The 15,109-nt window shown below is 60.1% G+C and carries 11 protein-coding genes; 6 read left to right on the plus strand and 5 right to left on the minus strand.

What is annotated here, in order from left to right; translation table 11 throughout:
• The first annotated feature begins 15 nt into the window (after positions 1-15).
• A complete protein-coding gene (locus tag J3P79_RS13770; RefSeq protein ID WP_003201764.1) occupies positions 16-294 on the plus strand; it encodes a DUF1652 domain-containing protein in 279 nt (92 codons plus the stop codon).
• Positions 295-352: 58 nt separating this feature from the next.
• Here the strand turns inward: J3P79_RS13770 and J3P79_RS13775 are convergent, their stop codons facing one another.
• The 5 genes from J3P79_RS13775 to J3P79_RS13795 all read right to left on the minus strand — a co-directional run bounded on the left by J3P79_RS13775 (position 353) and on the right by J3P79_RS13795 (position 9,452).
• The gene (locus tag J3P79_RS13775; RefSeq protein WP_434603270.1) at positions 353-2,821 is read right to left on the minus strand and encodes a UvrD-helicase domain-containing protein; all 2,469 of its coding nucleotides are present in this window, start codon (positions 2,819-2,821) and stop codon (positions 353-355) included.
• A 222-nt stretch (positions 2,822-3,043) separates the two neighbouring features.
• Complete coding sequence (gene pgm, locus J3P79_RS13780) at positions 3,044-4,690, minus strand: phosphoglucomutase (alpha-D-glucose-1,6-bisphosphate-dependent) (protein WP_434603272.1); 1,647 nt, start codon at positions 4,688-4,690, stop codon at positions 3,044-3,046.
• 92 nt (positions 4,691-4,782) lie between these two features.
• Positions 4,783-6,180, minus strand: a complete 1,398-nt coding sequence (locus tag J3P79_RS13785; RefSeq protein ID WP_434603274.1) for a PLP-dependent aminotransferase family protein — start codon at positions 6,178-6,180, stop codon at positions 4,783-4,785.
• A 75-nt stretch (positions 6,181-6,255) separates the two neighbouring features.
• Complete coding sequence (locus J3P79_RS13790; RefSeq protein WP_434603276.1) at positions 6,256-7,743, minus strand: hypothetical protein; 1,488 nt, start codon at positions 7,741-7,743, stop codon at positions 6,256-6,258.
• A 683-nt stretch (positions 7,744-8,426) separates the two neighbouring features.
• Entirely contained in the window at positions 8,427-9,452 is a 1,026-nt protein-coding gene (locus J3P79_RS13795; RefSeq protein WP_039588603.1) for a zinc-dependent alcohol dehydrogenase family protein, read from the minus strand.
• 258 nt (positions 9,453-9,710) lie between these two features.
• On the opposite strand from J3P79_RS13795, the gene J3P79_RS13800 reads away from it, so the two are divergent.
• The 5 genes from J3P79_RS13800 (at position 9,711) to J3P79_RS13820 (ending at position 15,106) form a co-directional block, all read left to right on the plus strand.
• On the plus strand, positions 9,711-10,625 hold the full coding sequence (locus tag J3P79_RS13800; RefSeq protein WP_039588604.1) for a LysR family transcriptional regulator: 915 nt from the start codon (positions 9,711-9,713) through the stop codon (positions 10,623-10,625).
• A 228-nt stretch (positions 10,626-10,853) separates the two neighbouring features.
• A complete protein-coding gene (locus J3P79_RS13805) occupies positions 10,854-11,609 on the plus strand; it encodes a helix-turn-helix domain-containing protein (protein WP_434603279.1) in 756 nt (251 codons plus the stop codon).
• A 231-nt stretch (positions 11,610-11,840) separates the two neighbouring features.
• Positions 11,841-12,659 (plus strand): ABC transporter substrate-binding protein, encoded by an 819-nt coding sequence (locus J3P79_RS13810; protein ID WP_434603281.1) that lies wholly within the window; start codon positions 11,841-11,843, stop codon positions 12,657-12,659.
• A gap of 10 nt (positions 12,660-12,669) precedes the next feature.
• The gene (gene lhpI, locus J3P79_RS13815; RefSeq protein ID WP_434603283.1) at positions 12,670-14,448 is read left to right on the plus strand and encodes a cis-3-hydroxy-L-proline dehydratase; all 1,779 of its coding nucleotides are present in this window, start codon (positions 12,670-12,672) and stop codon (positions 14,446-14,448) included.
• On the plus strand, positions 14,441-15,106 hold the full coding sequence (locus J3P79_RS13820) for an amino acid ABC transporter permease (protein ID WP_434558928.1): 666 nt from the start codon (positions 14,441-14,443) through the stop codon (positions 15,104-15,106). The genes lhpI and J3P79_RS13820 overlap by 8 nt, the downstream gene beginning before the upstream one ends.
• Positions 15,107-15,109 lie beyond the last annotated feature (3 nt).

Genomic DNA, 15,109 nt, shown 5'->3' on the forward strand with positions numbered 1-15,109 from the left:
GAAGGCGGGCTACAGATGAATAAAGGATCTTTCAGCAAGGTAACGTTCCCCAATGCCTGCCAGTTGATGCGCTGGCATTTCCATCCCATGGGCTTCGAAGCCAGCATGGACGCGCCGGGCAGTATGGTTGCCCGGCTATTTGATCGCGCAAGCGGCGAAACCATGATCGCAATTGCAGGTATCCCCTGTGCGACCGTGATGAATGCCCCCGACGTCGAGCGAATTATCGAAGCGGTGGAAGCCGAGCTTGAAGCCTTCGTTCCGCCGGTTGGATTGCGACGATTCGCCTCCTGACAAAAAAGCCCACATATCCATGTGGGCTTTTTTGTCGGTGTTGGTTTCCCCAGGCAGGTCAGCCCCGCGCCCGGCGATGGTCAACGAAAAACGGTTTGCCCACCCCGATACGATCCGAAGCCTTCGGTGCGTTGGCCGCCTGGCTGTCCTGGCCGTCGACATACCAATAGCAGTGCTGCATGGCCCGGGTAATACCCACGTATGCCAAACGCAGGATCTCATCCCGCTGCGCCGAGTCATACGGCTCGGCATCGCCTTGCTGGCCCAGCCCTGCCATGCGATAGATCTGGTTCTTGTAAGGCGAGCGCGTCAAATGTTGGCAGTCGCCCACCAGGAACACCGCATCCGCCTGGAGGCCCTTGGCACTGTGATAGGTCATTTGTCTTAAGCGTCGCTGGCCATACGACAACCTAGAATCCACATTAACTGTCGACTCTATATACTTTTGAATCAGTGACTTATCGCCACTTCTTCGATACAAAATCAAGATTGAATCACCGTTGCGGTAATGTTCGTCGAGCCGCCGCGCCAAGCCTTCATCGTCCCGCTCCAACACGTTGACTGGGCTGGGTGACCGAGGCTCTCCACTGGCCTTGGCTTTTTTGCCAGGAATGGAAGGCGCCGCTCGCACGATGTGTTCGGCTGCGTCGATGATGTATTGGTGGCTACGGTAGTTGTCGGTGAGCATGACCCGCGTATGGGTCGGCGACGGAAATTGCTTGTTGAAATCCATGAAAAAACTCGGCGAGCTGCCACGCCATCCGTAGATCGACTGCCAGTCATCGCCCACGCACAGCAACGACGACCGCTGGGCGCCCCGTCCTGCATGCAGGGCGGGCCCGCGTTTGCGCACTTCACCCAAGGACGCCCGCAACCAGGAGACGATCTGTGGCGAAACGTCCTGGAACTCGTCGATCATCAAGTGCGACATGGGCCTTAGCAGCGCGTCATCGAGCAGCTTGAAGTTTTCCGGGGAATGCTCGCTGAACAGCGAGAACATCCGGTTATAGGTCATTACCGGCGGAGACTGGTCGAGTAGATGGTCTTCGAACGCTCGCCAGAAACGGCTCAGCGCCTCGAAAAAATGCCGGTCCGGGTCGTCCTGGGAGAAACACAGCCTGCCAACGGCATCCGGCACATCCAGTCCGAGGTTCTCGATGAAACCTGCCGCCGACACGAAACAATCCAGCAAAGGGGCCGAGCCCAACTCTCCCTGGATCTTGTAATCAAAGCCGGGACCAGCCGTGGCGTTACCGGCCAAGGAGGCCAAGACCCGCCGAGCTTCTTCATAAGTATCCAGCCAGATCAATGGCTTACGACAGAATGCTTGAAACAGGGTTCGCTTTACGGCCCATTCGGCCCGCAGGCTCAGCTTGGCCCCGGGTCGACTCAACTGAGCGTTTTCTCGCGGATCGAACCCCAGCATCACCCAGGCGTCAAGGGCCGGGATGTAACCATGGCAGAAAAACCTGGATCCGTTGATTTCAAATCGTTCGCGCTTGGGCTCAACGCCTTTGATAGGCCAGGCGCCCGCGCGAAACCACAGGTCTTCGATTGCATCGCACAGCGCTTCATCGCGCTGGGCCGCCAGCTCGGTCACGGCCATACGCTTCTGTACGTCTGGGTGATCGCGCTCCAGCTCCTTGAGTTGCAAGGCGTGACGGGAAAGCGATTTGATCAGCTCACGGAAACGCTCATCACGCTGGTAAAGCCCGTGGTAGCAGGCATTGAGTTGCTGGCGTTGGGCATCGTTGATGCGTAGATCGAACGGATTAGCCTGGGCATCCTCGTCGTCCGGCCCCGTACGGTGGCTCAGCGTTTCAAAGGCCTGGAGCCGTTCGAACCCCGGCAGACTGCGAACCATGGGCAGGATACGAGAATGGAAGGTGCGCACCAGATCCCGTGCCTCTTTTACACTGATCGCTCGCCCCCAAAGCGAAAAGACCGAGATGAGCTTCTCGATGAAATCCTTGCGCGACTCCCGGGTAAACGTCACGACTGTCATCGAGCCCAGCTCGAACCCCAGGTACTCGCAGAGCAGCACGATGCGCAGTACCAGCGTCGTCGACTTGCCCGCGCCCGCCCCGGCAATGACCGAGGTCGTCGGCGTATCGCTGAAAATCATTTTCCACTGGGCATTGCTGGGCTGCGCATTGGCCGGCAACAAACGGGCGACGTCGGCCTTCATGCGTTTTTTCAGGTCGGCGGTCAGTGGCAAGCGCCAGTCGTCGAACAGAAGATCATCGACCTTGGGCGCCGGATGGTCCGTGCTTCGCGAATCGCGGATCAACAGGACCTGGCGACCTTCTTCCAACCCCTCGGCCTTGCCTTCGCTGAAACCATAATCGAACCCGGCAGTGTGGCCGCTGCGAAAGCCATCGGCCTGGCCGTGCAGCCAGGACGCCCGGTGCTGGGCGCGCAAGCGTGTCAGGCCGTGGCCAAAGAAACGCGCAGCCAGGCGCTTGAACCAAGGCATCTGGGCCAAGGGCAGAAGATCGGGGGGAAGATCAGGACGGTGTTGCGACACGCTGAAGACTCCGCTACTCAGAACCATGGCGACTATGGTGTCTGGATTTAACTGCGGATTCCAGCCAAAAGCTTTTAATTCATGGATTTGGGCGATGAACTGAAAGTGGCATGGCAGGTTGGTATCGCGATGTCTAGTGGTGTTGCTTCTCGAGCAAGCGTGCCCTCACACCCGGACCTGCATCGCTGCAAATGCCGGGTGGGAGCGATAAAGGCCGTTCGGTTATTGCCCGGAAATGGCGCCATCCACCAGCGCCTGCGCCTCGACGACCAATTGTTTCAAGTGCTCGTCACTCACAAAGCTTTCCGCATAGATCTTGTAGATGTCTTCGGTGCCGGATGGACGCGCAGCGAACCATCCGTTCTCGGTCATTACTTTCAAGCCGCCGATGGCCTGGTCGTTGCCCGGCGCATGGCTGAGGATGTTCTGGATAGGTTCCCCGGCCAGCTGGGTGGACTGGACCTGATCGGGCGACAGCTTGCTCAGCAATGCTTTTTGCTGGGCGCTGGCCTTGGCGTCGACACGCACCGAGAACGGTTCGCCCAACTCGTCGGTCAGCCCGCGATAAGCCTGGCTTGGATCACGGCCGGTGCGAGCGGTCATTTCCGCAGCCAGCAGTGCCGGGATCAGGCCGTCCTTATCCGTACTCCACACGCCTCCGTCCTTGCGCAGGAACGAGGCGCCGGCGCTTTCTTCGCCGCCGAAACCCAGGGAACCGTCAAACAGCCCATCGGCAAACCACTTGAAGCCCACCGGGACCTCATAGAGGCGCCGTCCCAGGCGCTTGGCCACGCGATCGATCAGGCCGCTGCTGACAACGGTCTTGCCAACGGCGGCGTCGGCGCGCCATTGCGGGCGGTTCTGGAATAGATAATCGATGGCGACCGCAAGGTAGTTGTTCGGCGCCAACAGCCCACCACTTGGGGTCACGATGCCGTGGCGGTCATGATCCGGATCGCAGGCGAACGCCACGTCGAAACGTTCCTTCAGGCCGATCAGGCCTTGCATCGCGTGGCTGGAAGAAGGGTCCATGCGGATCTGCCCGTCCCAGTCGACCGTCATGAAGCGGAAAGTCGAGTCCACGTGAGTATTGACCACTTCCAGGTCCAGGCGGTAGTGCTCGGCTATGGCCGGCCAGTAGCGCACACCCGCGCCGCCCAGCGGGTCGACGCCCAGGCGCAGCCCGGCATTGCGAATGGCATCGAAATCGATGACGTTGACCAGATCTGCGACGTAGGTGTTGAGGAAGTCATGGCGGTGGGTCGTGTCAGCCTTGAGCGCCTGCTCAAGGCTGACACGCTTGACGCCGGCCAGTTGATTGGCGAGCAGCTCATTGGCCTTGGCTTCGATCCATTTGGTGATATGGGTATCGGCCGGGCCACCATTGGTCGGGTTGTATTTATAGCCCCCGCTTTGCGGCGGGTTGTGGGACGGCGTGATGACGATGCCGTCAGCCAGCCCCGTTGTACGGCCACGGTTGTAGCAGAGGATGGCATGGGAAACCGCCGGCGTCGGTGTGTATTCATCACCCTCGGCGATCATCACGGTCACGCCGTTGGCAGCCAGCACCTCCAAGGCGCTGGCGCCCGCCGGGGTCGACAACGCATGGGTATCGATACCCACGAACAATGGCCCATTGATGCCCTGGGCTTCACGGTACAGGCAGATCGCCTGGCTGATGGCCAACACATGCCATTCATTGAAGCCCAAGTCGAATGAACTGCCCCGATGACCCGAGGTGCCGAAAGCGACGCGCTGGGTTGCAACCGAGGCATCAGGCCGCCCCGTGTAATAGGCTGTCACCAGTCGCGGGATATCGATCAACAATTCTGCCGGTGCCGGCTTACCCGCAAATGGACTGACTGTCATGCAAAAAACCTCGGAGTGGAGTGGCTCGAAAATGGACGCAGTTTACTGACAGTTCGACCATCACGCGATGGGTTCGATCCATCGCACTGCGGTCATGATTGTTCGAGCCTCAGTGCGTCGGCCAATGCGCAAAACGCAGCGTCTGGATCGCTCACCCCGTTGAATGCATGGGTCAAGCGCAGATTCTGCCCATACAGCCCCTGGAGGCTGAACAGCTCCCCTGGCGCAATGATAATACGCCTGGCGAGCAATCGCTGGAAAACCCCACGCAAGTCCGCTTGTCGCGATGACCGCGCCCACACCGTCGCTCCACCTTCGGGCTCGATCCATTGCAGGCAGTCCCCCAGCCGATCGCGCATCAGTTGTGTCGTCGAGGCGGCGCTTTCGCGCAACAGGCGTCGCAACACTAACAGGTGTTGGTCTATGCGACCGTTTCCATACAAGCGAGCAATCGCTTTCTGGCGGATCGGTGACAGGCGAAACGCACGCAGCAGAAAATATCGCTGTAGCTTCAACGTCAGTTGCCTTGACAACACGTAGCCATAGGGCGCCTCGGGGCCTATGGTTTTTTCAAATGTGGAATAGACAATCAGCCGGTCTGGGTCGAGCAATTCCCGCAAGGGCGTATTGCCTGGCTCGAATGCAAGATCGGTATAACTGTCGTTTTCCAATACCCAGCAGCCTCGCAGGTCCAGCAACCGGGCGATGGCCTGGCGGTTGGCTTCGCTTTTCAGCGTGCCCGTGGGCATGTTCAGGACTGAAGAAAGCACTACCAATCGAACGGTTTCGGTCGCCAGCAGCCGTTCCAACTGGTCGATATCGACGTCGCCGCCCACCAGCAGTGGTAGCTCGATGACCTTGATGTCAGCCGCTTGCAGCAAACGCAGCACCGTCCAGTCACATGGCGATTCGACCAGGACCGTATCACCCTTGAGGGCCAACACCGCAATCAGGATTTCCAGGACCCCGCGCAGGTCAGCGCCAATGTACACATCATCGGCATTCCAGCAGCGGGCCGGCGATGAGGTGTAGCGTGCCGCCAGCGCCATGCGCAGCTCCTGCTCCCCCCAGGGTTGCGAAGGCATTTGCGACGTGCGCGGATACTGACGCAGCAACTCGCGCTCCAACAATAGAAGTGGACTGTCGAGCGATTGCAACGATGCCGGCTCATCGGCGCTGAGCACCAGCATGCCTGGCCGGCGCGCATTGACGTACAAGGTTTCGAGCAAGTCGTCACCGTCGCCCAGGGCGGTCACGCAAGGCACTGGCAAGGCGTAATAGCCCGATTTGGCAACCGAATAGACCCTGCCCTCCTTTTCCAGCAAGGAATAGGCGTACTGAATAGTGGAAATGGACACGTTCAGTCGCTCAGCCAGCTGGCGCAACGACGGCAATCGCACGCGGGGATCAGCGCCCAACTCATTGATCAGGTTTGTCAGGTATCGATAGACAGCCTGGTAGGCGAAATCGGTTTCACGACTTCCCTTCATAATGCGAGACCAGCGAAACAAGCCTGTACCGGCCGTGCCGGGACGATGGAAACGAAATCCCTCAAACCTGGCTCCTCAGCGTCGTGCCGAGCGTTCGCACAGCTCGTCGGTGTCCTGCCCGTCCTCGTCCTGATCGAAAATCCCGACAGTCGAATGGCGAACGACCGCCGACGCACTTTCCTGCTCCGTACATGAGATGCGGGTCCGGTACAACGTGCGAAGCATGGGAACCGACAACCCGCTCACATCCATCATCCATTGCTCCACCTGGTCGCCTCCGGTGCCGCCCTGCAACGCCTTGTGCAGCTCGGGCATCCCCACCAGCATGCCGGGATGACAGCAGCGCAGGTAATGCTCCAGACCCACGCCGTTATCAACAAAGGGCGCGTACAGCATGCACACCAGTTGCGTTTCGTTGATTCCCAGGACTTCACTTACTTCGGCGGCGGCCTTGGCGCGACGCTCGGGTATGGCCGAAGGTGAACCGAACAACTCCTGTACCTGTTGGCAGACATGCATGGGCATTTGCTTGCGATGCATGATCATGACCGTGCGCTGGACATAATCGCCATAGCCGGTCTCGTAGCTACGCCCTTGCAGGTAACACGCCTGCAGGCCGTACAGATGGGCGGACAGATATGGGCTTAGGTACTCGTGTTCGAGCGTCGGCGCGACGAGCGCATCGGGGCGCACCCTTAGAAACTCGCTGAACAAAGCCCAGTTGCTTTCTTCCAGCCGTTCGCCCATCAAGTCGTCGATGCTGACGTGCCCTATTCGCCGACAAGCCTCGAAATGCCCTTCGGGCCGCCATGGCCCCAGGCAATCCTGCCCATAGAAGCGCCGGAACAGCTCACCGCCCAGATGATCGAGCTGTGCCAGGAGCCCATCGAAACCACTGCTCGGATCAACGACCTGACCGATCTTTCGGGCCACGCGATGAAGCCCTGTCATGAACTGCCTCTGCTGGCGTACCGTATCGCTGGTGACCCAAGAATCGACGCCCGCCTCCCAACGCGCCATGTTCCTGTAGAACTCCGCCATCGCCAGGTAACCGTCGTCGCCCAATCCCAAAAGGCTGTCAGCCGAGCGCAGGTGTCCGAACATCAGCAGGTCCACTCGATTGGCCGCGCGTCCTCCCGCCGATAGCGGTTTCCTGTGATTGAATGGCAGCACCTCACGATTGTCCGCCATCAACAGCTCGACCCGGGAATCGTCATAGACGAACAGCGCGCTGTAGCAGCGATGGATGTTTTCCAGGGTTGCCTGCGAGGTCTCCCCTATGCGCGGGGTGACAATGCGCAGGTTGAACGTCGCCGGGTGCCGCCCAGCGATGCTCAACTGCGCCGCCCGAAGGGCCGTGAGGACATAGAAGCCTTCCCTGCTGCCGTTCTGGACCATCAGCACGCGATAGTCGCCAATTCGGTCAATGCCGCCGGCGGCCACGATCAAACGCTGGATCAAAAGCTGCAACGCGGTGCGTTCCGCGCGGGAATAGAAGTCCAGCAAGCGTTGCAATATCTGTTGATATACGTAAGTCATCGCCTGCTCATGAATTGCACTCATAACCATTTACCTGGAAATTTCGATTGTCGGCGTCACACCAACACCGACTTGATTGCACGACGGGCCTGCCGAGATGGAGGATTTTGTTATTGCAAACAGTATTAGCAGCAAGTTCAATTCTTGCCTCTAGTAATTATTTGATACATATACAAGGGTCATCCTACCTGTCCAACAAGCCTCTCCTAAACCCCTTATTTCATTGGAGAAATCCAAATAAACGGCTCGTCCTAGGAGATTTCTTACAGCGTCCCACAGACAATTAATACAGAAAATCAGGAACAGCCCTATCCATATTTCTTCGCTGAATCCGGCCAATCTCTTCGCATGCCGACGCATAAAATTAGAGCAAGCAAGGACGACTTGAAAATGCACTTCGGGATGTGACCCGGCCGAACACCTGTATCGCGTCATGACTTCTTCCTTGAGACTGAAACAAGCGTTCAATTATCAAGACTTAAATAATGATTAGAAGATACAGATTGACAGCAAAAACCAGTTCAGTTGGTTTTGCTGATCGTTGATGTCCAGGAAACAGAGGGCGGCGGGCTTGAGGCTACGCGCCAAGGCGTCATCCGCCAGGGCGACCCCAAGCGGCGAGCAGGATAGGCAGGGGCAACGAGTGGCCGGTTTGGCCGCAGACCGCGCAAGAGCCGTTAAGAATGACTCTTGCGCAAAGGGATGGATCAAGCAGGATCGACTACCTGAAGGGCAACACGCTCACGACAAGGGCACTCGCCCATGTAACGGTGGGCCTCGACGAACTCGGAAAACGGGAAAACCCGGGTCTTGAGCGGCAGCAGTACACGATCGGCGGTAAGTTGATTGATATCGCGCAGCGCACGCTGCAAGGCCACCTGGTCCTGGACAATCCCCAGCTCCGGCTTACCGGTGAAATTGCCGATGCAGTGCACGAAGAACTGAATATTCTTCTGGAAGGCCGCGCACGCAGGGAATGGCGTCTGGTTGCCACCTTGCAAGCCATACAGCACCAGGCTGCCTCGCGGTGCCAGCACGTCACCCAGCAACGACATCTGTGGACCGCCAAGGCCGTCGAACACCACGTCGACGCCGCGGTTGTCCGTCAGCTTGTTGATTTGCATCAGCAAGTCCTGTTCTTCGGTGACGATCACCTTTTCAGCGCCGAGCGACACCAGGTATTCACGCTCATCAGCGGTCTTGGTCGCCGCGATCACCCTGACACCCAAGGCCTTGCCCAACTGTACGAACGATGGGCCGGCGCAATGGCTGGCGTCGGTGACCAAGGCAAATTGCCCAGGCTTGACCCGCGCCAAATCCATGTAGGCGAAATAGGCGATCAACAGCGGCGTGTAGTGCACGGCGGCTTCGATCGGGCTGAGCACGTCGGGATAGCGGGTCAGCGCGGTGCGTGGCAGCACGATGACCTCGCCATACACCGGATAATCGTTCGGGCTCTCTGCGGGGAAGCTGGCGACCTTGTCACCCACGGCCAGATCGTCAACCCCGTCGCCGACGGCGGTGACCACGCCGGCCATTTCATGGCCAAGCCCTGACGGCAGTCGCGCCTGTGACGACGCCAGGTTCTGGCGCCACAGGGTGTCATACCAACTGATGCCGATCGCTTCAACGCGGACCTGCACCTCTCCCGGCGCAGGAACAGCCGCCGCATGCTCTTCGCATTTGAGCACCTCGGCACCGCCAAACTTGTGAAAACGGATCGTGCGGGACATCGCAAACCTCGTCAAAGTAACCTCTAATACCATGAACTCTATCCGGGCTTTGTACCCAAGACCATCAGTGGCTATTAATAGTCGACATGCCTGTCATTGATTCCGCAGCAAGAATACCGAACCACTCCTGTAGGACTCCTCCCCAAGAAAATGCATTTATCCGATGCAGAGCACCAGCCTTTCCCCGTAAGATTCATGCCGGCCATTGTTCTCAAATGGCCGTCCACGTCAAGCTTGCCGAATCTGCCAGGACCCCAGATGAATCGTAATGACCTGCGTCGTGTCGACCTGAACCTGTTGATCGTGTTCGAAACATTGATGCATGAACGCAGTGTGACCCGCGCCGCCGAGAAATTGTTCCTCGGCCAGCCGGCCATCAGTGCCGCGCTGTCACGCCTGCGCAGCCTGTTCGATGACCCCTTGTTCGTGCGCACCGGACGCAGCATGGAGCCAACGGCCCGCGCCGTGGAGATCTTCGCCCTGCTCTCTCCGGCCCTGGACTCGATCTCCACGGCAGTCAGTCGGGCGGCAGAATTCGACCCCGCCACCAGCACCTCGGTGTTTCGCATCGGCCTGTCGGACGACGCCGAGTTCGCCCTGCTGCCCATGCTGCTCAAGCGCTTGCGGGCCGAAGCGCCAGGTATCGTGTTGGTGGTGCGCCGGGTCAATTACATCCTGATGCCGGGCTTGCTGGCCTCCGGTGAAATTTCCATCGGCGTCAGCTACACCGAAGACCTACCGGCCAACGCCAAGCGCAAGGTCTTGCGGCGCAGCATGCCCAAGGTGCTGCGAGCCGACACCGCGCCGGGAAAACTGACCGTGGACGAATTCTGCGCGCGTCCCCATGCCCTGGTGTCCTTTGCCGGGGACCTGAGCGGGTTTATCGACGAAGAGCTGGAAAAACTCGACCGCAAGCGTCATGTGGTGCTGGCGGTGCCACAATTCAACGGATTGAGCACGCTGTTAGCCGGCACCGACATCATCGCCATCGTGCCCGACTACACCGCCGACGCCCTGACCGCCGCCGGCGGCGTACGCGCCGAAGACCCACCCATACCGGTGCGCAGCTTCGAACTGCACATGGCCTGGCGTGGCTCCCAGGACAACGACCCTGGAGAGCGGTGGTTGCGGTCGCGGATTCAGATGTTCTTCGGGGATCCCGATAGTCTATAGGCGACGTCCGGCTGGCTGTTTATCTGAACATTTCTGGCTTTTCATAGGCCATGGAGATCCGTTCACCTCCGGGCTGCGCTTCGGTTGAGCCAGTGGTCGGTTCTGCGACAGCCCGCCGTCGACCAACAGTTCCACACCGTTGACATATTCTTACATTGGCCAACCGCTGCACCGCCGCGCCCCGAAGTCGCGTTGCCAGCCATTCCCACCAGCAAGGTCGCGAAAAAGATGACTCCGTATCCCTCATTGACGTCCTTCGCCCCCTGCGAACTCGGCACCCTGCTGTGCAGCCTGCAGGCCATTGCGCCGCTGCTCGACACTCTTTCGGACACGGTGTTTTTCATCAAGGACGACCACGCCCGCTACGCATTCGTCAACCAGACCCTCGCCCGGCGTTGCGGCTTCAAACGATGCGATGACCTTTTGGGCCTTACCGCCGAGCAGGTGTTCCCGGAGCGCTTCGGGCCGTTGTACACCGAGCAGGATCGGCGCGTGCTCGCTAGTGGCCGGGAACTGGCCGACCAACTCGAATTGCATCTGTATTACGGCAATCAGCCGGTGTGGTGCCTGACCCACAAGCTTGCCCTACGCGAACCCGAGGGCCGCATCGTTGGCGTGGCCGGGATTTCCCGTGATCTGCAGTCGCCGCAATCGAGCCATCCGGCGTTCCAGAAACTGGCGGCGGTGGATGCGCATATCAAGCAGCACTTCGCCCGCCCCATCAGCCTGGCGGAACTCACCGCCATCGCCGGGCTGTCGGTGGCGCAACTGGAGCGGCACTGCAAGCGCATCTTCCAGCTCACGCCCCGGCAGATGATTCACAAGGCACGCCTGGAAGAAGCCTCGCGACTGTTATTGGAGCTGGATTTGCCCATCACCGAGATCGCCCTGCGCTGCGGCTACACCGATCACAGTGCTTTCAGTCGCCAGTTCCGCGCGCTGACGAGCCTTTCACCCAGCCAGTACCGAGATAACCAGCGCTGAGGTTGTTCCTTTACAGGGCACCCTCACCTCCATTGCTCCCATCTGTAACACCTCCTTTCAGGCCTTGGCCGCCAGGCATCAAAGGCGTAGTTCAAACAATCGCCCAGTAATCAAGGCTTTACCCAAAACCGAGCCGGCAATACAAAACAGGCACGTCGATTGCTTATCTAATATCGTATACGAAATCCTCAATACGATATCTCACCGCATCTATTCGACAGCGAGGCCTTTATGAAAAACCGTGCATTAGCCGCAGCCCTCAGCGTTGTCCTCCTTCCCCTGATAGCCCTTCCCGCCCACGCCGACAAGCTCGACGACATCATCGGCTCTGGCAAGCTGCGTTGCGCCGTGACACTGGATTTCCCGCCGATGGGCTTTCGCGATGAAAGCAACAAACCGGCGGGATTTGACGTGGACTATTGCAACGATCTGGCAAAAGTCCTTGGCGTAGACGCCGAAGTCGTGGAAACGCCATTTTCCGACCGGATCCCCGCACTGCTTTCAGGCCGCGCCGATGTCATCGTCGCCTCCACTTCCGACACCCTGGAGCGGGCCAAGACCGTTGGCCTGACCGTGCCTTACTTCGCCTTCCAGATGGTGGTGCTGACCCGCGACGACACCGGCATCAACAGCTACGCCGACCTCAAGGGCAAGAAGCTCGGTAACACCAGCAGCACCTATGAAGCCATCGCCCTGGAAAAGGATCAGAAGAGTTGGGGCAGCGGGAGCTTCCGTGCCTACCAATCGCAGAACGACACACTGCTGGCCGTCGCCCAAGGGCATATCGACGCCACCGTGGTGACCAACACCGTAGCCGCCGCGACCATCAAGTCGGGCAAGTACAAGGGCCTGAAAATCGCCGGTGATGCGCCTTACGTCATCGATTACGTGTCTCTCGGCGCCAAGCGCAGCGAGTACGGCTTGCTCAACTACCTCAACCTGTTCATCAACCAGCAAGTGCGCACGGGCCGCTACAACGAGCTGTTCGTCAAATGGGTCGGCAAGGAGATCCCGCCGGCCAACCTGACCGTGCCCCAGGTCTATTACTGAGGATCGCGGCATGCCAAGCACGCCTGTCTGCCTCTACGGCCGCAGCCTGGTGACGGGTGCCGCCCAGGGCACCCTGCTGTTCGCCGATGTCGGCTTGAGTTTCTGGGGCGGGGTCGATCCGGCCACCGGCGAAGTCATCGACCGGCATCATCCCCTCAGTGGTGAACACTTGGCCGGCCGCGTTCTGGCAATTCCCAGCGGGCGCGGCTCCTGCACCGGCAGCAGCGTGTTGATGGAACTCATCAGCAATGGCCACGCACCGGCCGCCCTGGTACTGGCCGAAGTGGATGAGATCCTGGCCCTGGGCGTGCTCGTGGCCGAGGTGATTTTCCAGCGCTCGCTGCCGGTGTTGTGCATTGGCCGCGAGGCGTTCGAGGGTTTACGGGGCCAAGGGTTCGGGCGCGTCGAGGGTAACTGCCTGACGTTGTCCGGCCGCCGGCCCAACGATCAATGGCACGGAACAGGGACTTCCCCACAACCGCCGATGCCGTCCAGCGTCCAGTTGAGCGAGCGCGATCGAGCGATGCTCGACGGCACACACGGCAAGGCAGCCCAAGTGGCAATGCAAATCGTCTTGCGCATGGCCGAGATCCAAGGCGCGGATGAACTGCTGGACATCACCCAGGCGCACATTGACGGTTGTATCTACACGGGCCCAGCGAGCCTGCGCTTTGCCGACCAACTGGTGCAGTGGGGGGCGAAGGTGAGCGTGCCCACGACACTCAATTCGATTTCCGTTGACCAGCGCCGCTGGCGCGAACTGGGCGTCGACCCGACACTGGGTGAACCGGCCAGCGCCTTGGGCGACGCGTACATGGCGATGGGGGCGCAATTGAGCTTCACTTGTGCGCCCTACTTGCTCGACACCGCGCCCGCGGCCGGCGAGCAGATCGTCTGGGCAGAGTCCAATGCGGTGGTCTACGCCAACAGCGTGCTTGGCGCCCGCACACAGAAATACCCGGACTTCCTCGATATCTGCATCGCGCTGTGCGGTCGCGCGCCGTTGGCCGGTTGTCACCTCGATGGCCCGCGCCAGGCTGGGTTGATCGTCGAGGTCCAGAGCCTCGGCCCGGTGGACGACAGCTTCTATCCGCTGTTGGGCTATCACATCGGCAGCCTGACGGGGCGACGCGTCCCACTGATACGCGGCCTGGAAAATGCCGCGCCGACCTTGGATGACTTGAAGGCCTTCGGCGCCGCGTTCGCGACTACCAGCGCCGCGCCGCTGTTCCACATCGCCAGGGTGACGCCGGAGGCCATGGACCCGGCCAGGGTGCTGGACCGCGACGCCGTGTTACCCATGGAAACCGTCAACGCGGCGGGGCTGCTCGCCAGTTGGCGCGAGCTCAACAGTGCTCGACACCGCCACGTAGACGTGGTTTCCCTGGGCAACCCGCATTTCTCCCTCAGCGAATTCGCTGCCCTGGCACGCCTTTGCGCGGGACGGACCAAACACCCCGGCGTGGTCCTGGCGATCACCTGCGGCCGGGCCGTGCTGGAACAGGCCCGCCAGGCCGGTTACCTGGACGCGATCCAGGCCTTCGGCGCAACGCTGGTCACCGACACCTGCTGGTGCATGTTGGGCGAGCCGGTAATCCCGCCAGCCGCAACGACGCTGATGACCAACTCCGGCAAATACGCGCACTACGCGCCGGGCCTGGTGGGTCGGGGTGTGCATTTTGCCAGCCTTGCCGATTGCGTCGAGGCCGCCTGCACCGCCACCGCCAGCGATCATCCTCCGCAATGGTTACAGCTCTGCGCACCCAAGGAGATCCCGCGCCATGTTTGACTACAGCTTCCAATGGCGCCCGGCCTTGCGCGCCCTGCCCGACATGCTGGCCGGCGCATGGGTGACCTTCGAAACCGCGGCGCTGTCGATGATTTTCGGCGTGCTGATCGCCCTGGTCCTGACGGTGATGCGCCAGGCGCGCCATCCGCTGCTGCGCGGTGTCGGCAACGGCTGGGTGTCGATCGCCCGCAACACGCCATCGTTGTTCCAGATCTACATCCTCTATTTCGGCCTCGGCTCCCTCGGGTTGCACGTCAGTTCGTGGTTTGCCTTGTTGGCCGGTATCACCTTCAACAACGCCGGTTACCTGGCGGAGAATTTTCGCGGCGGACTCAAGGCGGTGCCGGGCACGCAAATGCGCGCTGCCCGCTCCCTGGGCATGAGTGCGTTTCAGGCCTACCGGATGATCATCGTCCCGCAACTGCTGCGCATCGTTTTCTACCCATTGACCAACCAAATGGTCTGGGCGGTGCTGATGACGTCTTTGGGCGTGGTGGTGGGCCTGAACAACGACCTCACCGGGGTGACCCAGGAATACAACGTCAAGACGTTCCGCACCTTCGAATATTTCGCCCTCGCGGCGGTGCTGTATTACCTGATCGCCAAGCTGATCGTCGGGTTGGCCCGGCTGTTGTCCTGGCGGCTGTTTCGTTATTGAGGG

The organism is Pseudomonas sp. R1-7, from assembly GCF_051132105.1.
Classification (GTDB): domain Bacteria; phylum Pseudomonadota; class Gammaproteobacteria; order Pseudomonadales; family Pseudomonadaceae; genus Aquipseudomonas.

Bases quoted from the DNA above. Each gene is read 5' to 3' on its own strand.
- J3P79_RS13770 (WP_003201764.1), top strand. From the start codon at position 16: ATGAATAAAGGATCTTTCAGCAAGGTAACGTTCCCCAATGCCTGCCAG.
- pgm (WP_434603272.1), bottom strand. From the start codon at position 4,690: ATGACAGTCAGTCCATTTGCGGGTAAGCCGGCACCGGCAGAATTGTTG.
- J3P79_RS13785 (WP_434603274.1), bottom strand. From the start codon at position 6,180: ATGAAGGGAAGTCGTGAAACCGATTTCGCCTACCAGGCTGTCTATCGA.
- J3P79_RS13790 (WP_434603276.1), bottom strand. From the start codon at position 7,743: ATGAGTGCAATTCATGAGCAGGCGATGACTTACGTATATCAACAGATA.
- J3P79_RS13795 (WP_039588603.1), bottom strand. From the start codon at position 9,452: ATGTCCCGCACGATCCGTTTTCACAAGTTTGGCGGTGCCGAGGTGCTC.
- J3P79_RS13800 (WP_039588604.1), top strand. From the start codon at position 9,711: ATGAATCGTAATGACCTGCGTCGTGTCGACCTGAACCTGTTGATCGTG.
- J3P79_RS13805 (WP_434603279.1), top strand. From the start codon at position 10,854: ATGACTCCGTATCCCTCATTGACGTCCTTCGCCCCCTGCGAACTCGGC.
- J3P79_RS13810 (WP_434603281.1), top strand. From the start codon at position 11,841: ATGAAAAACCGTGCATTAGCCGCAGCCCTCAGCGTTGTCCTCCTTCCC.
- lhpI (WP_434603283.1), top strand. From the start codon at position 12,670: ATGCCAAGCACGCCTGTCTGCCTCTACGGCCGCAGCCTGGTGACGGGT.
- J3P79_RS13820 (WP_434558928.1), top strand. From the start codon at position 14,441: ATGTTTGACTACAGCTTCCAATGGCGCCCGGCCTTGCGCGCCCTGCCC.